Source organism: Rhizobium sp. N621 (assembly GCF_001664325.1).
In the GTDB taxonomy this organism is placed as follows: Bacteria; Pseudomonadota; Alphaproteobacteria; order Rhizobiales; family Rhizobiaceae; genus Rhizobium; species Rhizobium esperanzae.
Genome location: NZ_CP013495.1, coordinates 1,300,165 through 1,325,515 on the forward strand (window position 1 = coordinate 1,300,165; position 25,351 = coordinate 1,325,515).

General features: G+C 61.6%; 30 protein-coding genes. 16 read left to right on the plus strand and 14 right to left on the minus strand.

Translation table 11 applies throughout. The features are described 5' to 3' along the window. Positions 1-36 precede the first annotated feature (36 nt). From AMK00_RS32885 to AMK00_RS06390, 3 genes are all read left to right on the plus strand, one after another. Positions 37-459, plus strand: a complete 423-nt coding sequence (locus AMK00_RS32885; RefSeq protein WP_064809921.1) for a hypothetical protein — start codon at positions 37-39, stop codon at positions 457-459. Between the two features lie 85 nt (positions 460-544). Continuing rightward, positions 545-1,639, plus strand: coding sequence for a glycosyltransferase family 4 protein (locus AMK00_RS06385; protein ID WP_064809922.1), 1,095 nt, complete (start codon positions 545-547; stop codon positions 1,637-1,639). A 15-nt stretch (positions 1,640-1,654) separates the two neighbouring features. After that, positions 1,655-3,865, plus strand: coding sequence for an amylo-alpha-1,6-glucosidase (locus AMK00_RS06390; protein WP_064809923.1), 2,211 nt, complete (start codon positions 1,655-1,657; stop codon positions 3,863-3,865). A gap of 37 nt (positions 3,866-3,902) precedes the next feature. On the opposite strand, the gene AMK00_RS06395 is transcribed toward AMK00_RS06390, so the two are convergent. Then, positions 3,903-4,124, minus strand: a complete 222-nt coding sequence (locus AMK00_RS06395) for a hypothetical protein (protein WP_064809924.1) — start codon at positions 4,122-4,124, stop codon at positions 3,903-3,905. A 214-nt stretch (positions 4,125-4,338) separates the two neighbouring features. Between AMK00_RS06395 and AMK00_RS06400 the strand changes: the two genes are divergently transcribed. From AMK00_RS06400 to AMK00_RS06410, 3 genes are all read left to right on the plus strand, one after another. Continuing rightward, positions 4,339-4,815 carry an Hsp20 family protein gene (locus AMK00_RS06400; RefSeq protein ID WP_064809925.1) on the plus strand — a complete coding sequence of 159 codons (477 nt, stop codon included), beginning with the start codon at positions 4,339-4,341 and terminating at the stop codon, positions 4,813-4,815. Positions 4,816-4,869: 54 nt separating this feature from the next. After that, positions 4,870-5,379, plus strand: a complete 510-nt coding sequence (locus AMK00_RS06405; protein WP_064801299.1) for an Hsp20/alpha crystallin family protein — start codon at positions 4,870-4,872, stop codon at positions 5,377-5,379. Positions 5,380-5,711: 332 nt separating this feature from the next. Further along, positions 5,712-6,077: an SPW repeat protein gene (locus tag AMK00_RS06410; protein ID WP_064801301.1), complete on the plus strand. Its 366-nt coding sequence runs from the start codon at positions 5,712-5,714 to the stop codon at positions 6,075-6,077. Positions 6,078-6,291: 214 nt separating this feature from the next. On the opposite strand, the gene AMK00_RS06415 is transcribed toward AMK00_RS06410, so the two are convergent. Continuing rightward, complete coding sequence (locus AMK00_RS06415) at positions 6,292-6,822, minus strand: GNAT family N-acetyltransferase (protein ID WP_064801303.1); 531 nt, start codon at positions 6,820-6,822, stop codon at positions 6,292-6,294. A 51-nt stretch (positions 6,823-6,873) separates the two neighbouring features. Beyond that, positions 6,874-7,287 carry a peptide-methionine (R)-S-oxide reductase MsrB gene (gene msrB / locus AMK00_RS06420; protein WP_064801305.1) on the minus strand — a complete coding sequence of 138 codons (414 nt, stop codon included), beginning with the start codon at positions 7,285-7,287 and terminating at the stop codon, positions 6,874-6,876. Positions 7,288-7,474: 187 nt separating this feature from the next. Here msrB and AMK00_RS06425 point away from each other — a divergent pair, with 187 nt between their 5' ends. Continuing rightward, positions 7,475-7,690, plus strand: a complete 216-nt coding sequence (locus AMK00_RS06425; RefSeq protein WP_064806030.1) for a hypothetical protein — start codon at positions 7,475-7,477, stop codon at positions 7,688-7,690. A gap of 457 nt (positions 7,691-8,147) precedes the next feature. After that, positions 8,148-8,579 carry a MucR family transcriptional regulator gene (locus tag AMK00_RS06430; protein WP_010060045.1) on the plus strand — a complete coding sequence of 144 codons (432 nt, stop codon included), beginning with the start codon at positions 8,148-8,150 and terminating at the stop codon, positions 8,577-8,579. 376 nt (positions 8,580-8,955) lie between these two features. On the opposite strand, the gene AMK00_RS06435 is transcribed toward AMK00_RS06430, so the two are convergent. Together AMK00_RS06435 and AMK00_RS06440 are read right to left on the minus strand one after the other, a co-directional pair. Beyond that, positions 8,956-9,378, minus strand: coding sequence for a SufE family protein (locus AMK00_RS06435; RefSeq protein WP_064801307.1), 423 nt, complete (start codon positions 9,376-9,378; stop codon positions 8,956-8,958). A 387-nt stretch (positions 9,379-9,765) separates the two neighbouring features. After that, complete coding sequence (locus tag AMK00_RS06440) at positions 9,766-10,254, minus strand: DUF5330 domain-containing protein (protein WP_064809926.1); 489 nt, start codon at positions 10,252-10,254, stop codon at positions 9,766-9,768. Positions 10,255-10,706: 452 nt separating this feature from the next. Here AMK00_RS06440 and AMK00_RS06445 point away from each other — a divergent pair, with 452 nt between their 5' ends. The 4 genes from AMK00_RS06445 (at position 10,707) to AMK00_RS06460 (ending at position 15,165) form a co-directional block, all read left to right on the plus strand. Continuing rightward, positions 10,707-12,248 (plus strand): sensor histidine kinase, encoded by a 1,542-nt coding sequence (locus AMK00_RS06445; RefSeq protein WP_064809927.1) that lies wholly within the window; start codon positions 10,707-10,709, stop codon positions 12,246-12,248. Further along, a complete protein-coding gene (locus tag AMK00_RS06450) occupies positions 12,220-13,176 on the plus strand; it encodes a peptidoglycan-binding domain-containing protein (RefSeq protein ID WP_064809928.1) in 957 nt (318 codons plus the stop codon). Before AMK00_RS06445 ends, AMK00_RS06450 begins: the two co-directional genes overlap by 29 nt. 134 nt (positions 13,177-13,310) lie before the next feature. Beyond that, positions 13,311-14,759 (plus strand): methyl-accepting chemotaxis protein, encoded by a 1,449-nt coding sequence (locus AMK00_RS06455; protein ID WP_064811661.1) that lies wholly within the window; start codon positions 13,311-13,313, stop codon positions 14,757-14,759. Between the two features lie 61 nt (positions 14,760-14,820). Further along, positions 14,821-15,165, plus strand: coding sequence for a DUF1491 family protein (locus tag AMK00_RS06460; protein ID WP_064809929.1), 345 nt, complete (start codon positions 14,821-14,823; stop codon positions 15,163-15,165). An 18-nt stretch (positions 15,166-15,183) separates the two neighbouring features. On the opposite strand, the gene AMK00_RS06465 is transcribed toward AMK00_RS06460, so the two are convergent. Continuing rightward, positions 15,184-16,233, minus strand: a complete 1,050-nt coding sequence (locus AMK00_RS06465) for a DUF2336 domain-containing protein (RefSeq protein WP_189637627.1) — start codon at positions 16,231-16,233, stop codon at positions 15,184-15,186. Between the two features lie 108 nt (positions 16,234-16,341). On the opposite strand from AMK00_RS06465, the gene AMK00_RS31835 reads away from it, so the two are divergent. Both AMK00_RS31835 and AMK00_RS32440 read left to right on the plus strand, forming a co-directional pair. After that, entirely contained in the window at positions 16,342-16,722 is a 381-nt protein-coding gene (locus tag AMK00_RS31835) for a hypothetical protein (protein ID WP_123876186.1), read from the plus strand. A 352-nt stretch (positions 16,723-17,074) separates the two neighbouring features. Further along, positions 17,075-17,242 (plus strand): hypothetical protein, encoded by a 168-nt coding sequence (locus AMK00_RS32440; RefSeq protein WP_167377183.1) that lies wholly within the window; start codon positions 17,075-17,077, stop codon positions 17,240-17,242. A 52-nt stretch (positions 17,243-17,294) separates the two neighbouring features. Here the strand turns inward: AMK00_RS32440 and AMK00_RS06470 are convergent, their stop codons facing one another. The 3 genes from AMK00_RS06470 to AMK00_RS06480 form a co-directional block, all read right to left on the minus strand. Beyond that, entirely contained in the window at positions 17,295-17,846 is a 552-nt protein-coding gene (locus AMK00_RS06470; protein ID WP_064801318.1) for a DUF1254 domain-containing protein, read from the minus strand. Continuing rightward, entirely contained in the window at positions 17,839-18,426 is a 588-nt protein-coding gene (locus AMK00_RS06475; protein WP_064809931.1) for a DUF1214 domain-containing protein, read from the minus strand. The genes AMK00_RS06470 and AMK00_RS06475 overlap by 8 nt, the downstream gene beginning before the upstream one ends. 150 nt (positions 18,427-18,576) lie before the next feature. Beyond that, positions 18,577-20,781 carry a transglycosylase domain-containing protein gene (locus tag AMK00_RS06480; protein WP_189637001.1) on the minus strand — a complete coding sequence of 735 codons (2,205 nt, stop codon included), beginning with the start codon at positions 20,779-20,781 and terminating at the stop codon, positions 18,577-18,579. A 164-nt stretch (positions 20,782-20,945) separates the two neighbouring features. Between AMK00_RS06480 and AMK00_RS06485 the strand changes: the two genes are divergently transcribed. Further along, positions 20,946-21,422, plus strand: a complete 477-nt coding sequence (locus AMK00_RS06485; RefSeq protein ID WP_064801322.1) for a YcgN family cysteine cluster protein — start codon at positions 20,946-20,948, stop codon at positions 21,420-21,422. A gap of 7 nt (positions 21,423-21,429) precedes the next feature. Here the strand turns inward: AMK00_RS06485 and AMK00_RS06490 are convergent, their stop codons facing one another. Then, positions 21,430-21,990, minus strand: a complete 561-nt coding sequence (locus AMK00_RS06490; RefSeq protein ID WP_064806036.1) for a TetR family transcriptional regulator — start codon at positions 21,988-21,990, stop codon at positions 21,430-21,432. 106 nt (positions 21,991-22,096) lie between these two features. Between AMK00_RS06490 and AMK00_RS06495 the strand changes: the two genes are divergently transcribed. Next, a complete protein-coding gene (locus AMK00_RS06495; protein WP_064801324.1) occupies positions 22,097-23,011 on the plus strand; it encodes an SDR family oxidoreductase in 915 nt (304 codons plus the stop codon). Here AMK00_RS06495 and AMK00_RS32445 read toward each other — a convergent pair. The 4 genes from AMK00_RS32445 to AMK00_RS06510 all read right to left on the minus strand — a co-directional run bounded on the left by AMK00_RS32445 (position 23,002) and on the right by AMK00_RS06510 (position 25,174). Next, entirely contained in the window at positions 23,002-23,166 is a 165-nt protein-coding gene (locus AMK00_RS32445; RefSeq protein ID WP_167377184.1) for a hypothetical protein, read from the minus strand. The genes AMK00_RS06495 and AMK00_RS32445 overlap by 10 nt on opposite strands. A gap of 39 nt (positions 23,167-23,205) precedes the next feature. Further along, on the minus strand, positions 23,206-23,523 hold the full coding sequence (locus AMK00_RS06500) for a hypothetical protein (protein WP_064809932.1): 318 nt from the start codon (positions 23,521-23,523) through the stop codon (positions 23,206-23,208). Positions 23,524-23,725: 202 nt separating this feature from the next. Continuing rightward, complete coding sequence (locus tag AMK00_RS06505) at positions 23,726-24,106, minus strand: VOC family protein (protein WP_064801328.1); 381 nt, start codon at positions 24,104-24,106, stop codon at positions 23,726-23,728. Between the two features lie 162 nt (positions 24,107-24,268). Continuing rightward, on the minus strand, positions 24,269-25,174 hold the full coding sequence (locus AMK00_RS06510) for a S1C family serine protease (protein WP_064806038.1): 906 nt from the start codon (positions 25,172-25,174) through the stop codon (positions 24,269-24,271). Positions 25,175-25,351: the final 177 nt, after the last annotated feature.

Sequence of the window (25,351 nt, forward strand, 5' to 3'; positions counted from 1 at the left end):
CAAGTTCCATCGGGTCGACATCAATGGAGCCAAGCTATGAGAAAGGAAAACATCAGCAATTCCATACAGCAGAATGCCGTGGCAGCCATAAGCGCGGCGCATCTGCTTCATCCGGCGAAGCATTTCGGTCACCCGCGTGACGTGCTTGCCGCCGCCGGGATCGACAACGACGAGAAGCGGGCAATTCTCGCTTCATGGGCATCCGATATCTTCGCAGTCGAATCCGTACCAGCCCTCCGCCTTCACCCCGGGGCCGAAAGAGCTGTATCCTATGACGAGATCCTTGAAGCGCTGAAGGCTTTGGATAATGGCGATCAACCATCCGCGAGGCAGGATACGTCCGCTTCCCTGAGTTGCCATAGGATCCGCCGTCGAAAACCGCCCGCACGCCGGCTTCCCGGCCTTGGCTTGTGCAGCTACTGGAAAGGAGGACGGCGTCGACCGCTGTTCGAAACCTGACCCTCGTCTGGCCTGCCGTGTGCCTCTCGAGGACGCGGGCATGATTTTTGCCGACGGCTCTTTGCTCAACTGAGGAGGTTTGCCGATGAAGATCGCTCAGATTGCACCGCTCGCCGAAAGCGTTCCGCCGAAGCTCTACGGGGGAACCGAGCGGATCGTTTCCTACCTTGCTGAAGAACTCGTGGCCCAGGGGCATGAGGTCACGCTCTTTGCCAGCGGCGATTCCGTCACCCAGGCGACACTCGTGTCGTGTGCGGACGTCGCCTTACGGCTCAATCCGGCGGTCAGGGACCATCTTCCACATCAGGTCTTGATGTTGGAGGAGATCCGACAGCGGGCGCACGAGTTCGACGTGCTGCATTTCCACATCGACCTGCTGCATTTCCCGCTGATCCGCGATTTCGCCGATCGGACGGTGACAACGCTGCACGGGCGACTCGACTTGCCGGATCTCAAGCCGTTCTACGGGACGTTCCCCGATATTCCGCTGGTGTCGATCTCCAATGATCAGCGCCGTCCGATGCCTCCGGTCGACTGGCGCGGAACGGTCTATCATGGTCTGCCGGCCGATCTTCTTCCCTTCACGGAGAATCCAAGGGGCAATTACCTGGCCTTCCTTGGCCGTATTTCGCCAGAAAAACGCCCGGACCGCGCCATTCAGATCGCGACAAGGGTCGGAATGCCGCTGAAGATCGCCGCCAAGATCGATAATGTCGACAAGGCCTACTGGGAAACGGTCATCGAGCCGATGGTTAAGAGCCATCCGCATGTGGAATTCATCGGCGAGATCGATGAACGTGAGAAAGCTGACTTCCTTGGGAATGCAGGCGCTCTGCTTTTCCCGATCGACTGGCCGGAGCCGTTTGGGCTGGTGATGATCGAAGCCATGGCCTGCGGCACGCCGGTCATCGCTTTCGGCTGTGGCTCGGTTCCCGAGGTCATTGACAACGGCATCTCCGGCATCCTGGTCGACAGCGTCACCGAGGCGGCCGAAAACGTCGAATGGGCACTCCGCCTCGATCGGCAGAAGGTGCGTGCCGCGTTTGAAAAGCGCTTCACCGCACAACGAATGGCGTGCGATTATCTCGACATCTATCGCAACCTGCCTGGCGTTCGCATCAAAGCCGCGCCGACCCGCCGGTCGAATGGTCAAGCGCTCGACCTGCAGGCTGTCGCCTGAGGCAAGGAGGAGACCATGTCGAAACTGTCTGCGGACAGCAACCCCGCCACAGCATCGTCAGACCTGGCAGCGCCGGTCGCTCAGTTCTTCATTCCGGCCGCCGCATCGCTGCAGGAGCGCCGGCCGCGTACCTTGAAGCACGGCGATACTTTCGCCGTCTTCGACCATAATGGCGATGCTCTTTCCGGTCCCGGCAGCCCGGAAGGCCTTTTCCACCAGGACACCCGTCATCTCTCGCATCTTTACCTGACGATCAACGAACAGCGGCCGATGCTTCTGTCGTCGACGCTGCGGGATGACAATGCCACGCTGACCTGCGATCTCACCAATCCTGATCAGTTCGATGAGAAGGGAAGGCTGGTTCTGGGCCATGACGTGATTCATCTGCGCAGATCGCGCTTTCTCTGGAATGCCTGTTGTTATGAACGGCTGGCCGTGAGGAATTATGACGAGCGGCGGCAACATGTTCGCATTCAGATCTCTTTCGGGGCCGATTTCGCCGATCTTTTTGAAGTCCGCGGCACCGCAAGAGCAAGAAGAGGGCGCCATCTTCCCGCCATCGTGGAACAGGATTGGATCCTGCTTTCCTATATTGGCCTGGACGATCGCAAGCGGTCGACGCGCCTTTCCTTCATGCCCGAACCGGCCGAAGTTCGTAGCGATCTTGTTACTTACGACCTCCAGCTGGAGCCGCACGAGACCAAATCGCTCTTCATGCAGATCGGCTGCGACCATACCTCCGCCGATCGACTGAGCCGCCTTTCCTTCTTCCTTACCTTGAGGGATGCCCGCCGTGCGTTGCGCGCCTCCTCCTCGCGCGCGGCGTCGGTCACAACCTCCAACGAGATCTTCAACGAAGTCGCGCGACGCAGCGCCTCCGACCTCTATATGCTGATCACCGACAAGCCGGAAGGCCCCTATCCTTATGCCGGTATTCCCTGGTTCAGCACCGTTTTCGGCCGCGACGCCCTGATCACGGCGCTTCAGACACTTTGGCTCGATCCGGAGATCGCTCGCGGGGTTCTCGGTCATCTTGCCGCCAATCAGGCGACGAACGTCGATCCTGCTTCAGACGCCGAGCCGGGCAAGATCCTGCACGAAGTGCGTTGCGGCGAAATGGCCGAGCTCGGCGAGGTTCCATTCCGGCGTTACTACGGCAGCATCGACTCGACGCCACTCTTCGTGATGCTGGCTGGCGACTATCTTAAACGAACCGGTGATCTTGCGACCATCGACCGTATCCTGCCTCACGTCGAAGCGGCACTGACCTGGATCGACGAACATGGGGATCGCGATGGTGACGGCTTCGTCGAATACGGGCGGCTGACGGAAGAAGGACTTATTAATCAGGCGTGGAAGGATAGCAACGACTCGGTCTTCCATGCCGATGGCACGTTGGCCCGAGGCCCGATCGCGATCGCCGAAGTCCAGGCCTATGTCTACGGCGCTTGGCAAAGTGCTGCCGAAATCTTCCGGTGGAGGGGCAAACCGGAACGCGCGGCGAGCTTTCTCGCGCGCGCGGAGGGACTGCGCCGCGCCTTCGACATGAGCTTCTTCGATGAGGAACTGGGCACCTATGTGTTGGCTCTCGACGGGGATAAACGGCCTTGCCGGGTCCGATCCTCCAATGCCGGCCATGCTCTGTTCACCGGAATTGCTTATCCTGAACGGGTCGCACAGGTGACCCGCACCCTTATGAATGCTTCGTCCTTCTGTGGCTGGGGCATCCGGACCATTCCCTCGACCGAAGCACGTTACAATCCGATGAGCTACCACAATGGCTCGATCTGGCCACATGACAATGCCATGATTGCCAGTGGTCTTGCCCGCTATGGCTATCGCGCCGAAGCCGCACGAATCTTCGAGGGGCTGTTTGCCGCTGCGACCTATATCGACCTGCGGCGGCTTCCCGAACTCCTCTGCGGCCTGCCACGTCAACGCGCACGCGGACCGACCTCTTATCCGGTTGCCTGCTCGCCGCAAGCATGGGCAGCAGCTGCCCCTTTGTCGCTGCTGCAATCCTGCCTCGGCCTCGACTTCGATCCGAATAGTTTGCAGATCAGCTTCAGCGTGCCGCGGCTTCCCTCGTTTCTCGACGAGGTGATCTTGCGGCGTCTGCTGATCGGCAATTGCTCGGCTGACGTGGCTATCCGTCGGTCTCGACACCAGGTCGTGGTCGATGTCATCAATCGACAGGGCAATGTCAGCGTGCTCACCACGGCCTGATGAAGGACGGTGCAGGGAAGGCGGTCAACCGCCTTTTCTAATCCGGTTCCTCTTCGTCCGATCTCAGCAGGTCAACAAGCGCAGCAACCCTGCCAGTCGGTAGATGCCGCCCTTCACCCACCAGGGCCTCGTCGTTGTTGGCCCATGCAAACGCCTCGGCAAGCTCGGCTTGGGTTGCACCTGTCGCGATGATCTCGGCCACAAGCGTTTTGTCGGCGGGCCCAAGGACGGCGACGACATCGTGTAAAGTCAGTGTCATAACCATTGCTCCTCGCTCAAGCTCCAAAACATATGGTGGCGTCTTCGAAAAGATCAATTTTTCTCGTTAAGAAATTCGATCCCCTTGAAACTGTAAGACACTGAATTATATCAGTATTGTCGATCGCCCAAAAGGGATCGACAGAAAGTCCAGGAGACGCCGGTCGCTCTTGGCGTCTCCTTGTGTCCATGTTGCTTGCAAGGAGGATATGGCTATGAGGACAAACCTCGATTTCTCTCCCCTGTTCCGGTCGAGCATCGGCTTCGAGCGGATGTTGAACGCGCTTGAGGCTGCCGGCCGCGCCGAGACAATCGACAACTGGCCGCCCTACGATATCGTCAAGGCTGGTGAGAACGACTACCGCATTGCCATGGCTGTGGCGGGCTTCTCGCAGGACGAGCTGGCAATCACGCAAGAGCAGAACATGCTCATGGTATCGGGGCAGAGGGCAGACAGCGAAGATGTTCAATACCTACATCGCGGAATTGCCGGACGCTCGTTCCAGCGCCGGTTCGAACTGGCCGATCATGTCAAGGTTGTCGACGCCGCTCTGGTCAACGGTCTGCTGACCATCGATCTCAAGCACGAAATTCCTGAAGAGATGAAGCCGCGTCAAATCGAGATCGGAACTGGGCACGCAATGCCGAAGGCCGAGACCAAGCAGATCGAGGGCGGGACACAGGCGGCCTAAGCGTGGCGCCAGGCGCCGTCTAGCGCCCATGAACCATCAGAAAGGAGTAGAGCCATGAGTGTTCGTGATTTGATTCCCTGGGGCCGCAACAACGGCAATCAGATGCCGAGTGTCCTTCGCGACGACGACCGCGATCCTTTCCTGTCGCTCCACCGCGAGGTCAACCGGCTGTTCGACGACGTTTTCCGCGGCTTCGGTTCCAGCTTGCCGTCACTTCGCGGCGCCAGCGGCTTTGGTGCCGGCTGGCCGAGCGTGGAGATCTCAGACACCGACAAGGACATCAAGGTGACGGCCGAAATACCCGGCCTTGAGGAAAAGGACATCGAAGTCTTTCTCAATGACGGCGTACTGACCCTGAAGGGTGAGAAGCGTTCGGAAACGGAAGACAAGGAAAAGCAGTTCTCGGAGCGCTACTACGGCCGCTTCGAACGACGCATCCCGCTCGGCACCGAGGTCAAGGAAGACCAGGTCGACGCCACCTTCAAGAACGGCGTCCTCACCGTCACTTTGCCCAAGACCGAAAAGGCGCAGTCACAGGTCAAGCGCATCGCCATCAGAAGCTGACGAGTGCGGCGGCCGACACTTGGCCGGCCGCCGCTCATCCTTCACCAGTTTGGGAAGGATAAACGATGAAGACTATCGGACGTACACACCGCGAAAAACACAGCACCGATCTTCCGCTTCTGCGCTTCGAACGACGATCGGCGCAGCCGTCTTCCTTTCACAGTTCCGCAGTTCCAAGGGAACGGCGTCGCCCGCATCTCATTTCTGGCGTCCCACTACACGATGACCGAGCTTTGCGGCGATGGTGGTTCGAACCGCTGCCGCCGCAACCGTCTTCTGCCCGCAGGAGGCGGCCATTGATGATGCAACCAACTAAGAAGGAGAAATGATCGATGCTGAAGTCTTTGTCTTCCAACAACCGGACGGCTTTCGATATCGTCAATATCGTTGCCGGTCTTGGCCTTTTCATCTCGCCCTGGCTGTTCGGTTTCGCCGCTGAGACCTATGCCGCCTGGAACGCGTGGATCGTTGGCGCGGCCATCACCCTGATCGCCGTTGCCGCTCTCTACGCTTTCTATGAGGCCGAGGAATGGTGCAACCTGGTCCTCGGGCTATGGGCTGTGATCGCTCCGTGGCTCCTCGGCTTTTCAGCCGTGACAGCGGCCATGTGGGCGCATGTGATTGTCGGCCTGGTCGTCGCTGCCCTCGCAGCGGGCAGCATCTGGTTCAGTCATAACCATCCGTTGTCGACCGCATGACTGAGTGCGAACGGGTTCGGACGTCCGGGCCCGCTCGCCTTATTTCTTCGCCAGCCGCCCCCGAAGGAGAGGCCTGGCGGCCGATCAGACTGGTTGACGACCGCGACGCAATGATCGCCATGAATGGGTGCGCGGTCGCGGCACGACTAACCTCGCAGCATAGCTGACCGTGCGGCCTTCGCGCCGACGCGCACCAGTTATCCTGGTAGGTCCCTCAGTCTATGTTCTCGGTGATGTAGAGGTAAAATTCCGCCAGGCCGCCATCGGGACTTCCCGCCTTGGCGAACCTTTCCCGCCGCCGATGTACCCGCTCCGCCACACGCTGCGACGGAATATTATCGAGCCTGACGATAGACACGATCCGCGCCAGTCCGAGGCTATGAGTTGCATGGTCCCGGCAGGCAGCAGCCGCCTCGACGGCATAGCCCTTGCCCCAATGGTCGCGCCAAAGATGATATCCGATCTCCGGTTCCAGGCCCCGCGAGGTTTCCTGCAGCGTGATGCCGCAATCGCCGAGCAGTGCACCGTTCTGCCGGTCCGTTACCGCCCAGAGGCCGAATCCGTGACTAGCGTAGCTGTCGAAGGCAAGCCATTGAAACCAGCGTGCGGTTTCGTCAAAGCTCTTAACCCTGGGATAGTACTGCATACATTCAGCGTCGCCGAAAATGCGGTGGAGAAACGGCAGGTCGTCAGGCGTGATCTCTCGTAGAGTGAGCCGGTCGGTCTCCAGGACGGCGCGCGCCATTGGTCTCCTCCTGTCTGCAGGTCGGCCGATAGCCGATCATTGCCTCAGCGCCTATTCCCCCGGCTCGAACACCATGGCATGGCCGTTGATGCAATAGCGCAGGCCGGTCGGCGGCGGGCCGTCGGGAAAGACGTGGCCGAGATGGGCATCGCAGGTGCCGCAGCGGATTTCAGTGCGCACCATGCCGTAGCTCGTGTCGCGATGCTCGGTCACAGCATCGGGAGAGACCGCTTCGAAATAGCTCGGCCAGCCGCAGCCGGCGTCGAATTTCGTGTCGGAGCGGAAAAGCGGCGCGTTGCAGCCGACGCAGCGGTAGAGCCCCGTCTCGAAGGAATCCCAGTAGGGGCCGGTGAAGGCGCGTTCGGTGCCGTGCTGGCGGGTGATGCGGTATTGCTCTGGCGTGAGCTGCTCTTTCCATTCGGCGTCTGACTTATGGATCTTGGCGGTGGTTGCAGTTTCGGACATGACGTGCTCCTTTCGCCGAGGGGCGGTTCCGTTTCGCGAGAAATGTGGTGCGCCATCTTTGTTTCATCAAGCCTCCGGCGCCGGGCCGCGGGAATCGCGGCATGCAGCTATCAGGGAGGACGTCTGCTTTTACATCTATTAAGGGTTTTCTGTTAGGGTTAATGTTACGTGCATTGAGGAGCCATTGGTGTTTGAAGCCGCAATCGTCCTGCTCTACGGCCTCGTGGCCGTGACCGCCATGGCGGTCACGCTGCTGGAGGGCTGGGCCAATCATGCCGGTTTGACGTTCCATCGTCTCGCCGGACTTCTCGCCTGCCTGCTCTGGCCGCTGACGCTTCTGCTCTTCGTCCTGCACGGCTCGGTCGTCCGGCTGCTGACGCGTCTCTCCCGATCGCCGGCCTGAGCACGGCAACTCTCTGAGCCCATGCTATTGGCGTCTTAACCTGTTTTACGCCGCACTTATGCACAGGAAGCTGTGAGTAAAGCTTGGCCTAAAGTCCTATAATTCTTCATCAGCCATTTTTTCTCAAGAAAAACGACAAATAATAATTGGCCTTTCGGCCAAACGATGGTATTTGAAAATGCAAGTAGAATTCTGATTGTGAATTACAATCGTACTGCTTCCAAGTCCCTCAGTTTTGATTTTTCAATGTCTAACTGGGGCCATCGCCTGGAGCAAGACGGTAGTGGTTTTCGGTCAGGCAGTATAAGAACAGGTCTCGGACTTCGGAATCTAGGGGTGGATTTCACGTTTTTCGAAACAGAAGATTGCTTCCTGTGCTTTTGCTGTTCGCTTCTACGAGGCGGGTCTTTGGCGTGACAGTCAAAGATCGTTTGAGCATGCTAACAGGAGAAAAAATATGACGGATATGGCGACCGGCAATGGGCCGGAGCTGCTTGTGGAACTGACGGCCGACATCGTCGCGGCTTATGTCAGCAACCATGTTGTCCCGGTCAGCGACCTGGCAAATCTGATTTCCGACGTGCATTCGGCACTGAGCAACACGTCCGTACCGCAGCCCGCTGCTGCTGTCGTCGAAAAGCAGAAGCCTGCAGTCTCTGTCCGCAAGTCCGTACAGGACGAGCAGATTACGTGCCTGGAATGCGGCGGCAACTTCAAATCCCTCAAGCGTCACCTCATGACGCATCACAGTCTCTCGCCGGAAGAGTACCGTGAGAAATGGGACCTGCCGACCGACTACCCGATGGTAGCGCCCGCCTATGCCGAAGCGCGTTCGCGCCTGGCGAAGGAGATGGGCCTGGGTCAGCGCCGCAAGCGCGGCCGCGGCTGAGCTTCTCGGAGCAGTCAACGACAAAAGCCGGGTCTTGTGCCCGGCTTTTCTGTCTGTACCGCAAACATGATGCCGAAAACCGGAAGCGTTTCCCGGCGCTGTCTGTCCCGGCCTGTTAAAAGAAAGCACGATTCAGACTTTGGTCCGAACGGCCCAGAGTTCATCCTGTTCTGAATGAGGATAATACCTCCCTGACTATTCCGCCGCTATCGCAAGTCATGCACTGGGGGAGACGGGATATTATCAGGAAGCCTCTCTTACGCTTGGGAAGGCGGCGTAGAATGTATTCCTATACTATAAGCAAGTGTTAATATAGTCGATTGGCCGTTTCCGCAAATGCGCAATCGGCCGCGCTCGCCGACCGAATCAATCGCGTTCAGGCCGCGGCGCGGACTTTCGCCTCTTCCCGGATTCGCTTCACCATCGAGCGCAGCCCGTTGGAGCGCTGCGAAGACAGGTTCTCCACCAGACCGATCTTCGAGAAGATCTCGAAGGCATCGAGCGCAGCGATCTCGGAAGCCGGCTTTCCGGAATAGGTGGCAAGCACGATGGCGACGAGGCCGCGCACGATATGCGCGTCGGAATCGCCCTCGAAACTCATGATTGGGTTTTCCGGATCGCCCGACGTATGCGTCACCAGCCACACCTGGCTGGCGCAGCCCATCACCTTGTTCTCCGAGGTGCGTTTTTCCTCGGCGAGTTCGGGCAGCGCCTTGCCGAGTTCGATGACATAGCGGTAGCGGTCTTCCCAATCGTCCAGGAAGGCGAAGTCATCGATGATCTGGTCGAGGGATGCCATAAAAAGCCTTTCACGTTTTGGCATGCTGGCAAAACGACACGGCAATTTTGCGTCCGGACATGCTCTAGGACTGCATATAGGTGATAGACCTGCAGATTTGAACCGCTAAAGCGAGCCATCTTAGTGATGCCGCGCTCCGGCTTTTGTTTTTTACGCATGTCGTTATCGAAAACCACTGCACATTCTTGTTCGACATGCTCTCAAAAAGAAACGCCGTGAGGGATGGGCATCCTCACGGCGCAGCAATCTGCTGAATTAAACAGGGCAGGCACGTCAGGCATGGGGCATTTCCGCGTCATGCGGACCACCGATGCAAGCTGTAGAATTCTAGTGAGGCGCGTCCGATCGTTGCTTATGTGCGGCGGGCCGGTTGCCCGCGCAATTTCGTCAGATCGCCGGCTTCGGCGTCGGCAGTGGGATCGCGCCGGTTACCACGGTCCCGGCTTCATCGTCGACCGGCGGACGATAAGGCATCGGCTGGTTGAGCGCAGCCTTTGCCTCGCTGTCCTTCTCCTGGACGGAAGGAGAGGCGAGGGAGGGGGCGGCGGCTGCCACCCGGTTCGCCCGTTCGGCGGGGCTTGCGGTCGTCGTCGGTTCGTCCGTGAATTGGCTGTCGAGAAGTTCGTAAGCGACGCGGGCGCCCTCACGGGCCCGATAGCCGAGCGCCGTCAAGGTCTCGGCGCCTTTGGCGCAGACCTCCGGCTTTTCCGAGCACATGCCGGTGAGATAGTCATAAGCGCCGCTCGCCGCCGTAAAGGCGTCGGAGAGCTGCAATTGCTGGCCGCCGGCGAGCTTGTCGGATCCCTCCGTGCTGAAGACGGAAAGAAGCACGAGCACAAGGCCAAACCAGAAGGATCCTTTGATCAGAAACCACATTGTCGTTGCCCATCCTGTTTTCCCGTCCGGTTCTTATCGCCGAATCAGGCCGGTTGTCCGGTGTGCTTTCACCCTATCGGCAAGTTGCGAATGCCGCTTTTCGAAACTCGTGCGCATTTGCGGCAAATTTAATTCAAATTTTAGCGAAGCGCATTTGAGCGGCATTCAAGTCGAATGCGAGCGATTGTTGTTAAGCATCAGGGCAGCACCTGCCTGCAATTGCAGGGCTTTTGCCGGCTCGCCTTGCCACAGGAGTTAACGCGATGCTGAAATATGAAGGAAATCCGCCGCTTACCTGCCATTAACCACAAAAAGCAAAGGGGCTCTCGGATGCTCCAAAACGGGAATTTCTGCTCTTTCTGGCTGTGAACAGCGCCTTTGCCTTATCCTTTCCTTAAGTCGCGGGGGCCTATTGTCCGGATCGACAGACAGCCTCTTTGGGCGGGTATTGCGTGCGAGTATTGAGTGACATTGGCGGCTGGGTGACGACCCTCGTAGACCGGGCGGCGACAAGCTGGCTTTCCCGGACGGGTGGCGGCGAAGCCGTGCGCCAGCGCGAGCTTGCGATTCTGCGCCGCCTCGTGTTGCTCTCCTCGGCCGCTCTCGTCGCCGCGCCTGTCGGCCTCTCGGCGGTCACCAGCCCGGCCGTCGCGCTGCCGGCCGGCGTCGCCATGGTCTGCGCCGCCTTCCTCTTTTCCGCCGTCGGCAGCATCGCGTTGGCCCGCCAGGGCTCGTCCGCCGGCATTGCCACACAGTCGGCCGAGGATTTCTTCCTCGCCGTCACCCCCGGCCTCGTCTTCTTCCTGGATCCGCACGGCAGCGTCGCCACCATAGGCGGCCGCGACCGGCGCGATTTCCTTGGCTGGATGCGCGATCCGAAGGGCAGGGGCTTCCTGGAGCAGGTGCATGTCTCCGACCGTATCCTGTTCTTGCAGGCGCTCGATGAGCTCAGGCGCGGCGAAGATGCTGCAAGCGTCGATCTGCGCCTCGATCGGCCTTCGGTCTCGCGCGATCAGCGCCAGTTCGCCTATCTGAGAATGGACATGACGGCGCGACGCGATGCCGATGGCGAGCTTGCCGCCGTCATCGCCCAACTGCGCGATGTCTCCGTCGAGCAGCAGCTGCGGGCCGAAGCCCAGAACCGTGCGGCCGACGCCGAATCGGCAAATGATGCCAAGTCGCGCTTCCTCGCCGCGGTCAGCCACGAGCTGCGCACGCCGCTGAACGCCATCCTCGGCTTCTCCGATATTCTGATCGGCGAATATTTCGGCAAGTTCGAAAACGATCGCCAGCGTGAATATGTCGGGCTCGTCCGCGAATCCGGCGCGCATCTGCTCTCCGTCGTCAATACCATGCTCGACATGAGCAAGATCGAAGCGGGGCGCTACGAGCTGATTCTCGATGCCTTCGATATCTCAAGCTCCGTCAGATCCTGCGAATCGATGCTGGCATTGCAAGCCAAGACCAAGGGCGTCACGCTGACGAGCCGGATTCAGCGCGGGCTTGGCGAGATCGTCGCCGATCAGCGCGCCATCCAGCAGATCCTCATCAATCTCGTCGGCAATGCCGTGAAATTCACCGAAGCCGGCGGCGTCGTCTCGGTCGATGCGGCTGTGCGTGACGGCATTCTGAAGCTGACGGTCAGCGATACCGGCATTGGCATTGCCGCCGACAAGCTGGCGATGCTCGGCCAGCCTTTCGTCCAGATCCAGAACGATTACACCCGCCGCTTCGAGGGCAGCGGTCTCGGCCTCTCGCTGGTCAAGGGGCTGGTGGCGCTGCATGGCGGCAATTTTGCCATTGCCAGCCAGCCGGGCGAAGGTACGATCATCACCGTCGAGATCGCGGTGGATGGCTCGGGCGCCCGGCGCGCCGAAAATGCCGGCCATGGCGCAACCGTCGAATTTCCGCCGCGGCTGAAGGACGCGGTCGGTACCGGAGCAGAATTGGAAGAGGGGCTTTTCGATGGCCGCGCGCAAGCGAAAATCGCCTAAGGGAAAGAAGCGGCGGCAGCAGCCGGGCCTTGTCGTGTCGGGTGCGGCCGCTCTCGGCGGCCTCGGTCTGCAGGGTGCATCCGCGCTGGGTGGGCTCGGGCTGCAGGGGGCGTCCGCGCTCGGCGGCGTCATCGGCCGGAATCCGTCGGTCGCCGGCGGCGCGATCGCCTTCTTCGTCATCTTCTCCTTCGTTGCGGCCAACGCCCTCTGGTATCAGCCTGGCTTGCATCCGCACCCGATTTTCCGCACCCGCGACCCGCAGTCTTCAAACGTGCTCGGTGCGCGCCGTCCGGCCGACGAACAGCCGGCTGATGTCACCACCTTCCGGATCGAACGGCCGGAGGATGCCGGCGCCACCACCAGCGGGACGCCGGCGCCGGCCGCACCCGCTCAGCAGCCGAGCGAGCTGGTCATGGACATCCAGCAGCAGCTGGTGCGCCGCGGCCTCTATAACGGCACCGCCGACGGCATCATCGGCCCCCGCACCAGCGCTGCCATCCTGTTCTTCCAGGAGACCGTCGGCATGGCCCAGACTGGGGAAGCGACGCCGGAGGTGCTGGCCGCGCTGAAAACCGAAGCTGCCGGCCCCTCGACCGTGCCCGTGGAAAAACCGCGTGAGGATGTCACCTCGAAGGCGGCGGCGGAAGACCCGGTCGCCGCTGCTATCCGTAGCGCCGAAAAGACCGTCAAGACGGCTCCATCCGCGGCAAAGCAGCTTCCATCAAGCGAGCTCGCCACCGTCGACCTGGTGCTGAAGATCCAGAAGGGCCTTTCCAACATGGCCTATGCCAATGTCGGCGTCGACGGTGTGGCCGGCGAGCAGACCCGCGCTGCCATCCGCCATTTCCAGAAGCACTACAATCTCCCCGAAAACGGCGAGCCGAACGAGGCTGTGCTGAAGAAGTTGAGGGAAATCGGCGCGATTTAAGGCATACGCGCCAAGCGGTGCAGCCGCAGGGTCGGTCTTTGGGTTACAACCTAAGTCTAAGATGCCGGCGCCGTTTGCAACTTGTTAACCATGTTGTCCGAAGCTTTGCCCATTGCAGCGGGGGAATGTCGGTCATGCATGCGCTGAAGGCGATAGACGATCTGGCCGCAGAACCGGCGGTCGAAGCGGAAAGCCCGGATCGCGAGGCATTGCGCCACATCCTGCAGCGCCTTGCCGAAGAAGCCTCCAATCTTGGGATCGATCTCGTCGACATTGCCGGCGCCATTCAGGACATGGCGGCGATGTCGGCGCGCCATGCCTCAGCCTTCGATCATGTCACCAGCACCGCACTTTCCATCGCCGAGACCAATCGCTCGGTCGCCCTGTCGCTGCGAGAGACAGACCGGACGGCCGCCGAAGCTCGCCAGATGCTCAAGGAATCGGCCGACCGCCTGTCCGGCTCCGTTGCCGAGATCGGCCATATGGTTCAGGCTTCAAATGTCATCGGCGCCGAAATCGCCGGCTTCTCGAAATCGCTTGCCGATGTCGACAAGATTGCCGACGAGATCAGCACCATAGCCCGCCAGACCAACCTCCTGGCGCTGAACGCCGCGATCGAGGCGGCGCGTGCCGGCGATGCGGGCAAGGGTTTCGCCGTTGTCGCCGCTGAAGTGCGCGCACTTTCGCTGCAGACGTCAAAGGCGACCGGCTCCATTCAGGACACGCTGGATGAGCTGCGGGTGAAGATCGACCGGCTGTCGGCGGTCGGCGGCGATGCCCGCGACAGTGCCGCCGGCGTGCGTGACAAGTCGGACGCGATGCGCGGCGCCTTTGATAGCATGGAACATGTCATCACCCGCATTCTCGACAGTTCGACGGTCATGGCCAACACCACCGAGGCGGTCGACCAGCAATGCGCCGGTTTCGTCCAGAAGCTCGGCGAGATGTCCGGCGAGGTCGCCGGTTCGAATGTCAGGCTGCAGCAGGCGGCAAACCGCGTCGACAGCGTCGTCGGCCTCTCGGAAACGCTGATCCAGCTGACGGCGAGCGCCGGCGTCAAGACCGCCGACAGCCGTTGGATCGAGGAAGCACAATCGGTGGCAAGGCAGATATCAGGCGCTTTCGAACGCGCCGTCGCCGAGGGTCAGATCGGTTTCGATGCCCTCTTCGACCGACGCTACCGGCCGATGCCTGGCACCGATCCGGTTCAGATGATGGCCGCTTTCACCGAACTCACCGACCGTCTGCTGCCGCCGATCCAGGAGCCCGTCGTTGCCCTTGACGAGCGCGTCGCCTTCTGCGCGGCGATCGACGAAAACGGCTATCTGCCGACCCATAACCGGAAGTTTTCGCAGCCGCAGCGGCCGGGCGATATCGTCTGGAACACTGCCAATTGCCGCAATCGCCGTATCTTCGCCGATCGCGTCGGTCTTGCCGCCGGCCGCAGCACTGCGCCTTTCCTCGTCCAGACCTATCGCCGCGACATGGGCGGCGGCAATTTCGTGATGATGAAGGATATCTCCGCTCCCATCACCGTCAGGGGCCGCCATTGGGGCGGCTTGCGGCTGGCGATCAAGGTCTGACGTATCCGCCAAAACTTGGCTGCCGATTGCCGGCGCCCGCGCGCCGGTTTATATCGCGCCGATGAGATTACGCGCTGACATCTTCGTTTCTTCGCTTCTGCGCCGCGTCTTCGCAAGCGGCGATTTCGCGGCTGTGGAGAAGAAGGGCGCGGAGGAGGCGGGCGCGATCTTCATCCGCCAGCACTTTCGCGACGGCCTGGAGACGCTCTATGCGCCGGCGCCGCAGACCGCCTTCGATGAAGACGAGATCCGCGACCGGCTGTTCGAAGTCCGTCTCGCGCGCAGCGAGCCGGAAGCGGTGCGGGCGATGCTGGATCGCGAACGCCGCTTCGACCCCGACCTCTGGATCGTCGAGCTGGAGGCGGAGGAACTGGGGGACATGATCCCCTTGGCGGGGGATCGCTGAGATCAGGTCTTGTTCAACTCAACGTGACCGCCGCCCTAGCGCGCGCATGTCGCGCCGCGCCGGCGCCTGGCGGGCGAAACGGTGCGTTTCAGTCTCCCGAGATGTGCGCGAATCGGATGCCTCGGCCTTATAGGTGTAGCGATCGGCGCGCCGCCAGGCCTCCACCCTTTCGTGGCATTCTTCCGGATCGAGCGCATCGAGCACCATCCAGCCGCGCGTCACATTGTGCTGTTGTTCGGCAAGATGCGGATAGAATCGTTCCAGCACGAAGACGGCGTCGAGAAAGCCCATGCCGAGGCTCGTCAGCGTCGTGGCGAGTTGCTGGCCGGAGAGGTCGAGCATGATGCGTTCGGCAAGCCAGCGGCTGGCGGAAAGCGCATCGGCGAGTGCGGTGGCGAAATGCGTCGCCTCATGCGAGCGGGCGAAGCGCACCAGCAGCGCCTCCTGAATGTCGGTGAGGGTGCGCAGGCCGAGCCTGTCTTGATCGTCACGGCCGAGATGGCCGGCAAGATCCAGAATGCGCCCGCGCAAGGCTTCCTCATTGGCGATGCGCTGTTCCTCCAGCGCTTCGGCCTCGTTGCTTTCCACCTGGACTGGCGAAAGCGGGACGGCCACCGATTCCGTGATCGGCGCCGAAGCGGTCGCGGAGCGCGGCTGGGTCTGGCGCAACGCCACCAGCGCGTCGATGACCTTCGGCGAGAGCGAGTCGCGGCTGACGATCGCCTTGACATGCGCCGCACCCTGCATGCGCGCGATGGTGATCAGCGTGTCGTCGGCAATGGCCTTCGAGGCGATAAGGAAAGGCGCGGCGATCTCGATCGGCTGATTGCCGATGAACAGCGCCACGGCTGCCGGCATGGTCTGGCATTGGGAAAGGGCGGCGACTGCCTGGCGCTTGGCCCCGTCGGAGGAAGCCTGGAACAGCGGTGTGAAAAGCTCGGCGAATTGGCGCAGCTCGGATCGTGTCGGATGAGACAGGCTCTCGAAACTGCTCACAGTCGCCATTAACACCACGTCCTTTTTCCTGACGGCCAACGGGCCCTCTAGGTCTCGAAACCGGTCACGCACAAGCACACCCTGAAAACGCAGAACCAAGGGAAACCACGGGCCGATAGCGCTGGCGGGGACGCCTCTCGGACCACACGGATATGAACAAATCCTACACCGGTACGGTTAATGGATGCTGAAGATTTTATTAAAATGATACAGAAATATACCTGCAGAACGCGCGGCGAATGGTTAGCCGGCAATGGAAAGGCGATCGGTTTTGAAAAGGCGCTGCGGCAATTTCCACCGCCGGTGCGGCGGCTGAAGCAGCTCGTTGCTTCCTCCGGATCGGTTCCGGCGCTTCGAACATGCCGCATCGAGAAAGATGAAAATCGGGCCGCTGCAGCCGTTTCAAGTGTGGCGGGAACTGCAATCGGTCCCTCTCCCGAAACGCGTGGCCGACGCAGGACAAACCAAAGCCGATCCAGATATGCCGCAACGAATATTTTTGTGCCGCATATTTGCAACACCGGCACTGCCCGCGGCAGACGGATACCGTCAACCGTATGAATTGTTTCTAATTTTATATTATCGGCCGCCTTCCGTTCTTTCAGCGGAGGCATGAAACCAAATCGACTCCTCAAGCGTTGGAGAGGAAGTTACGGAAACTGTATTTGGCATCCGCCGAATATTAGTAAACTGTTAACTGTCATGTGTCTCAATTCGGACAGGAACGACGCGATTTGAGTGTTTGGATCGTCGAAACTCCGCATCACGGTATTTCAGTCAGGTGCCGTGGGAAAGGCGCGAATGCCCTCGGTTCGGCCATGCCGGCACCGCAGGACGCGCCGGCCCGCAGATTGGCGGGCAGGGTGAAATCCGTCGCAAGTTCATCCGTCTCGGGCAGTGCATGGAGACGAGAATGGCAATAGTAGTCGCATTGGCGGATCGGCGGCCGCGGGCGCCGCGTCGCCCGGACAAAGAACCACGCGAAGCCAAGATCCTCTGGTTCACCGGGGTCCGCTACGAGCGGCTCGCCGAGAATCCGAAACATCGTCCGACGGCCTCGCAGCGCGCCAGGAAGAAGTAAGCGCTTCTTCAACCCCAGAGCGTGATGCCGAAATTGAGAAGAGACATCCCGCTTAATTGCCGGGGGTGAATTGCTCGCAGCCCGCTTCCGTCAGGAAGCTGCGCGCTGCTTCGTCGAAGCTTGCCTGCGGTGCCAGCGTCCGTAGCACGGCATAACCGTCCGGCCGCGCCATTTCCACCAGGATCGCTTGATCCAATTCCTTCGGCAGGTTCTTGCGCAGGTCCGTCAACTGGATCGGGCCGCCGGCCAGGACGTCGAGCGCGCCGCCGACAGATGTCCGGTCGTTCATGCTGAACACCTCATTGGAGGCGCTGTCGTAAATGGCGATCGACCAGAAGGGCACATTGCCCTTGGCGGTGAAATGCACCGGCGCATCCTCGACATCGAAGGAGCAGACGGCGGTCCGCAGGAAGGGGTCGCCATTGGCAAGGCCGGCCTCGTCGTACTGCTCGCCGAGCAGATAGAAATTGTTGAGATCGCCCTCTGCCGCCACGCGGGTCGCCGCATCCCTGCCGGTGAAATGCGGCAGCGACAGGATGATGACGAGATGCAGCAGCGCCGCACCGAAAAGCCCGGTCAGGATGGCGAAGAAGATCCTAAGCATTGCCGCACCCGGTCTTGGTGAGCTTCGGCATGGCGAGATCGATCACGCCGGAGCTGCCGGCGGTCGGCGTGTCGAACAGCGTCAGCACCAGCCGGAAGGTGCCGGCCTGCGGCAGGGCCAGCCAATTGCCCGGCTGCGCGGTGGCGGAGATCTCGATCGAGAAGCTGCTGTCGGACTGGCGCAGCACCGTCCAGGAGTTGAGCGCCGAGGGAAGGCCGGTCTTCACCGCCGCCGGATTGCCGCCATTGTCGGCGGTAAACAGCGTCCACAGCCGGGCGGGCGGCGTCTGACCGCTGAGGCGGTAGCGGCAGCCGGCATTCAGCCGCGCCCCGTCGTCGTCGACGCTCGCCGTGAAGGTCAGCCCCTCCGCGCTGCCGTAGAGCAGCTTACCGGCGCGCGCCCGGTGCGACTTGGCGTAAGGGTCGGCATCGACCGTCTGCAAAGCCGGAAAGGCCTCCCAGGCGCCAAGCTTGATCGCCCCGAAACCCTGCGTCGCATCCAGCGCGTAAAGCGAGATCATGATCCCGCCGCCAAAGGCGACAATCAGCGTGATCAGGATGAAAAGGGGGAATCGAAACACGTCATGACCTTGGAAACCGGGATGACAGGGTTAGCATTGATTCTGGCAAGGTGGAATGCCGGGTGGCGAATGAACGCCGATCTGTCCAGAGGCGGGTGGTCTCGTCTGCATGCTCGCGGAGAGAGAGAAAGCGACACTTCCACGCAGCGTCTACTCCGCGCTCGCCACCTTCTGCGGCGTCAGCGGCGCGGCGGCCTTCAGCTTCTCTCCGAGCTTCTTGAGGATGTTTGTCGATTGCACCGAGAGCATGCGGGGCCGGATGAGCTGCGGCGGTCCATCCTGCGGTTTGGCGGCGGCGGTCTTGGCGACATCCTTCTCCGAGGGCAGGGGGTTTTCGACGCCGGGGATGGGGCGCAACGTCACACCCTGATGGGCGTAGTCCATGGCGCGCTTGAAGGTCATTGCCGGCAGTGAGCCGCCCGTCATGTTGTTGGTCGAGGTATAGTCGTCATTGCCGAACCAGACGGCGCAGGTGTAATTGCCGGTAAAGCCGACGAACCAGGCATCGCGATAGGCCTGGGTCGTGCCGGTCTTGCCGGCGGTCAGGATGCCGTTGTCGAGTGCCGCCTTGCGCGCCGTGCCGACATAGGGGACGCGCGACAGCATCTGGTTCATATAGGTATCGGCCTGTTCGGACAGCACGCGTTTCGGCGCCGGCTCGTCGCGGTCGAAATCGTAGAGCACATCGCCTTCGTAATCGAGGATCTGGGTAATGCCGTGGCGGCGCGACTGATAGCCGCCGGCCGGGAAGGTGGCATAGGCCGTCGCCTGGTCGAGCACCGTCACCTCCGATGTCCCGATCGGGATGGTGACGTCGTCGCGGATCGGCGTTTCGACGCCGAGGTTCTTCGCCATTGCCCGGATCGGCTGGATACCGAGCTTCTCCTTGGCGAGCCGCACCGGCACGGTGTTGATCGATTGGGCGATGGCGGTCTCGAGCGTGATGCGGCCGACATAGCGGTTGGCGTAATTGTGCGGGCTCCAGTTGCCCCAGGAAATCGGCGCGTCGACGATCGTCGTCTGCGGCGTCATCCCGCTCTCCATCGCCAGGGCATAGGTATAGACCTTGAAGGAGGAGCCCGGTTGGCGCAGCGCCTTGGTGGCGCGGTTGAACTGGCTCTCGCCGTAGTCCCGCCCGCCGACCATGGCGCGTACGGCGCCGCCATTCTCGATCATCACCATGGCGCCCTGCTTGGCGTGATAGGCCTCGCCATATTCGCGCAGCGACGTCTCGACCGAATCCTCGGCCGCCTGCTGGATGCCCATGTCGATCGTCGTGCGCACGATCAGCGAATGCTGGTGGAAACGCGGCGAAAGCCGCTGCACTTCGTCGAAAGCCCAGTCGAGGAAGAAATCCGGGGATTCTACCTCGTTGCGGTCGACGACGGTGGCCGGATTGCGTCGGGCGGCGATCACCTGGCCCTCTGTCATCAGCCCGCTTTGCACCAGGTTGGTCAGCACTTCGTTGGCACGCGCACGCGCGGCCGGCAAGTTGACATGCGGCGCATATTTGGCCGGCGCCTTGAACAGGCCGGCAAGCATCGCGGATTCGGCAAGGTTCACATCGGTGATATTCTTGCCGAAATAGAACTGCGCCGCCGCCGCCGCACCAAAGGTGCCGCCGCCCATATAGGCGCGGTCGAGATAGGTGGACAGGATCTCCTTCTTGGAAAGGTTGGCTTCGAGCCACAGCGCCAGGAAGGCCTCGGTGATCTTGCGGTCGATCGAGCGCTCGTTGGAGAGGAACAGATTCTTGGCGAGCTGCTGGGTCAGCGTCGAGCCGCCCTGCACCACTTCGCCGGCCTGGGCGTTGGTGACCATGGCGCGGAAGAGGCCGATCGCATCGATGCCGAAATGGTCGAAGAAGCGCCGGTCTTCGGTGGCAAGGACGGATTTGATCAAGGAATCCGGCAGCTCGTCGATCGGCACGGAATTCTGGTGGATGACGCCGCGATGGCCGATGACGTTGCCGTAGCGGTCGGTGAAAGTGACGGCGAAATCGCCGCGATTGCGCCAGTCCTCCTTGGTCGCCTCGAAGGCCGGCTGGGCAAGCACCAGCATCAGCACCGCGCCGACCGCCCCCAGGGTCAGCCCTTCGCCGGCGAGTTCGAAGACCATGCGTTTCCAGCCGCGCACGCGGAAGCGGCGGAAGAAAATGGTGGTGTCTTCCCAGATCTCGGCGGCGCGGAAGCCGGCATTCCAGACGGTTGAGTCGATCCAGGAATCGATGCGCAGCAGAATATGACGGCTCTTGGCCGGCCGCCGGTTCGCTGGGTCACCCGCCTCTTTTCCTGGCCCCTTTTCTGGCTTGTCCGGATCCTGCACGTCCTGTATTCCCGCCTGATCGCGCGTCATTCATGTCCGGTCGCCGGAAAGCGATGAAAGCGCGAGGCCCGATGGGCCTGTAGCGCTCCAATACCAGGAGCATGCTGAAGAATTGATTGATTTTGTCGCGGATAACAAGAGAGATAGAGTGGCGGTCACGTGAATTTGCGGGCCGCTGTTGCAAGAAACGGACGATGAAAGATCTGCCCTTCTGGAAGAGCAAGACGCTTGCTGAAATGACCACCGCCGAATGGGAAAGCCTCTGCGACGGCTGCGGTCTCTGTTGCCTCAACAAGCTCGAGGAATGGGAGAGCGGCGATATCTATTTCACCTCGGTCCGCTGCAAACTGCTCGACGGCCAAAGCTGTCGCTGCTCCAGCTATGGGAACCGCTGGGATTTCGTGCCGGACTGCGTGCAACTGACCATGGAGAACGTGCCCGAGATCGCTTGGCTGCCGCCGACCTGCGGCTATCGGCTGATTAATGAGGGCCGCGATCTTTACTGGTGGCATCCGCTTGTCTCCGGCGATCCCGAGACCGTTCACGCCGCCGGCATTTCCGCCCGCGGCCGCACGATCAATGAAAACGAGATCGATATCGACGATCTCGAGGATTACGTCGTTGACTGGCCGCTGACAGTGGGCGCGGAAAAGGATGAAGAAGAAGCGTGAGCGGCGGTCATATTTCCACTGCTGACAGGAAGCGCCGCAATTCCGTCTCCACATAGGCTGCCACCGGGCCGCCTGCGCCAAACCCCCACCAGGTGAGCGATCCCTGCCACTGTGACAGCATCAGCCGGGCGATCGTTTCCGGCGCCTTCGCCGAGCCGAAACATTGTGCGACCGCCGCTGTCAGCGTCGTTCCCCAGGCCGCACCTCGGGCGCGCAGCACCGGATCGCGAAAATCCTCGCGCAGCACCAGCAATCCCTCGCCATAGGCGGCGGCATCGTCGCCGTAATCCTGCGACAGGCCGACGAGCAGCGCGACGGCGCCCTCCGGCGTTTTCGCCACGCTGTCGGCGAGATGCGCCGTCTGTGCATCCAGCCGGTCCCAGGCATGGAGCAGGGCGGCGCGCAGCATGGCGGCCTTCGTCGCGAAGCGCTGCACCAGCGTCGAACCGGAAAGCCCGCTCGCTTTCGCGACCGCGGCAAAGGTCGCCGCATCCGGCCCTTCGGCATGGATCAGCGCCAGCACCATGGCGAGAAGCTGTTCGTCAGAAAGGGTGCGGCGGCGCGGCATGAAATTCCTCTTGCGTTCATTTTGAATATGAACGAACATTCGTTTATATTCAACTAGGGCCAGTCACAATCGGCCGGCTCTCGGTTCTAGCGTGGAGGATGGAGACGTGACAGCGGATTTGCGGGGGAAGGTGGCCTTGGTAGCGGGCGCGACGCGCGGTGCCGGTCGAGGCATTGCGGTCGAACTCGGCGCTGCCGGCGCCACCGTCTATGTCACCGGCCGCACGACACGCGCCGAGCAGTCCGATTATGCCCGGCCGGAAACGATCGAGGAGACGGCCGAGCTGGTGACGTCGGCGGGTGGCAAGGGCATTGCCGTGCAAGTGGATCATCTCGTTCCGCATGAGGTCGAGGCGCTCGTCGCGCGCATCCGGGCGGAAGCCGGCCGGCTCGACATCCTCGTCAACGACATCTGGGGCTGCGAGAAGCTGTTCGAATGGGACAAGGCGATCTGGGAGCATTCGCTGGACAAGGGCCTGCGCATGCTGCGGCTCGGCATCGAGACGCACCTGATCACGGCCCATTACGCGCTGGCGCTGATGATCGAGCGGCCGGGCGGGCTGCTGGTGGAGGTAACCGACGGCACGGCTGAATACAATGCCACGCATTACCGGCTCTCGCCCTTCTACGACCTCGTCAAGACGGGCGTCACCCGCATGGCCTGGGCGCATGCCCAGGACCTGGCCAAACACGGCGCCACCGCCGTTTCGATCACGCCCGGCTGGCTGCGCTCCGAAATGATGCTGGAGGCCTATGGCGTGGGCGAGCAGAATTGGCGTGACGCGACCAGGGCACAGCCGCATTTCGCCATTTCCGAAACCCCACGCTTCGTCGGCCGTGCAGTCGCGGCGATATCAGCCGATCCCGACCGCGCCCGCTGGAACGGCCAGTCGCTGTCGAGCGGCGGGATGGCCAAGGCCTATGGTTTCGACGATGTCGACGGTTCGCGGCCGGATTGCTGGCGCTACCTGGTGGAAGTGCAGGAGCCGGGCAAACCGGCTGATGTAACCGGCTACCGGTGAGGCTGACCGCCGCCCTTGGGCGCGCTGCTGCCGTGAGGCGCGGTTTGGGCCGCCGTCTTCATCTGTCCGGCGAAGCTGGTTTCCGGCTTTGTCACCAGCTTGTCCTTCTTCGGCTTGCGGGCCTCGCGATTGCTTCTCAGTTGTCCCTTTGCCATGGATAGATCTCCCTTTGGATCGGAATTGAAAGCCGCGCGCTACCGGCCCGCGGAATTGCCCCGCCGCGTCGTTCGGCGCTCGCGCGGCAATCCCTGGATCGCATAGCGGTTACAGACGGGGGTGACCGGTTTCGGTTGCTTCTTCGGTTTACCGAAATGGTATTCGAGCGCCCGCAAGAGCATGGCCGGCGAGGTGACGCCGTCCTGGAACAGCTTGATCAGCAGCATGGCTGCGGCGTTGCAGGTCTGTTCGTCGCCGGCCGGGATTCTTGCTTTGTAGCCGGCGGCATCGAGCACCCCCTGAAGCATGTCGAGATCGGATGACGTCAGATAGGGCTTATCGGAAGTGGAAGACATCGAAGTCCTCCTTTCGTCGGGGCGGGGGTCATAAAACCCTCAGTCGGCAGCGCCCGTGCGATGGCTGCCGAAGCTGAAACAATGCGCCTTTCGCCGGGGCGACGCAACGGGATTTTTGCGGCTGGCGGACGGGCGAGGGCTGCCCTCGGACCGACGGCCGCAGGCAGGTGATGGTATCTCCAGAGCTGCGCCCTGACGGCCGTTATATCTCGCCTTTGTGGAAATAGGCTTCGAGGCGGTAGCCGTCCGGATCGATGACGAAAGCGGCGTAATAGAAGCGGCCGTAATCCGGCCGGATGCCCGGTTCGCCGTTATCCGTGCCGCCGGATTCAATCGCGGCCGCAAAAAACGCGTCGACCGCTGCCTCGTTCGGGGCGACGAAGCAGAAATGCAGCCCGGACCGCATGTCGGCGACAACGGGATGCGCAACCTGCATCACCCAGAGGCCGACCTGTTCGGAACCGTAGCCGATCATGCCGTCGGAATTCGACAGGCGCTCATATCCGAGCGGCGCCAGCGCCGCGTCGTAGAAGCGGCGGGCTCTTTCGAGATCTTTGACGCCGATGGAGATATGATCGAACATGGACCGCAGACTCCGTTCATCCCAGGATTGCCGGCAGCATCTTTCAACGGCCGCTCCAAGTCAACGAACGAACTTGCCTCGTTCATAGGTGCGCCGGATGACCGGCCCGGCCTGCGAAGCAGCCGTGATTTCAGCCTTCGACGGCAGTCACGCGATACGGCCCTACTGCAGTTGCGGCTTTTTCAGAAAACTGTTGCGGTCGGCGGATTTGATCCGCAGCCAGGCTTCCCGGCCGTTGCGCAGAATTCGCATCGGAATCTCGGCGCCGGCCGGGCCGCTGCTCCAGAGCTTGCGGTAGAAATCGGCCAGGCCATCGACCTCTTCGTCGCGGATTTCCGAAATGATATCGCCCTGACGCAGGCCGGCCTCGGCGGCCGGGCCGCCTTCGGCGACGCTCATCACCACCACGCCGCCACTGCTCTCGGCGGAGAATGCGCCGAGCCAGGGCCGCGGCGGCTTGTTGACCTGGCCGCGGTTCAAGAGATCGTCGAGGATCGGCGGCAAAAGATCGATCGGAACGATCATATTGATATCGGCGACCTCGCCGTCCTGGCTCATTTGCAGACGAAGCGAACCGATGCCGAGAAGCTTGCCGTCCGCGCCGATCAGGGCCGCGCCGCCCCATGCGGGATGAGCCGGCGCGGTAAAAATCGCCTCGTCCAGCAGATATTCCCAATAACCGGCGAATTCCTGCCGGGCAACGATATTTGCCTGGACATATTCGCCGTCGCCGTCGGCAAGCACGACGGGATCGCCGGGCTTGGCCGCGGCCGCATCGCCGAAATCCACCGCCGGAGCGTTCAGCACGCCGAGCGCCTGCAGCAGCCCGAAACCGCTCTCCTGATCATAGGCAAGCGGATGGGCGGGAACCACCCGGCCGTCAAGGGTCGTCAGCCAGACTTCCTCGGCCTCGGTGATGAGATAACCGATGGTCAGCACCAGCCCATTGTCGCGAATGACCACGCCGCTGCCCTCGCGGACGGTACCCAGCGTCTCCGCCGTGAAGGCATCTTCCGGAATGGTGGAACGGACGGCCACGACTGACCGCAAGATCGGATCGATATTCATGCTTTCATCCCGATGGGCGCCGCCGCGCAACGCCGAAAGCCGGCTCTTCTCCTTCCATAGGTAAGGAGATGAAGGGGCGGCGGCAAGGTTGGAGCGGCGGGAATTTCCGCAACCGCATCTGCTGGCGTGAAGGAATACCGGAATATGCGGGGGTGGTGGGGCGCTGCGCAACAATAT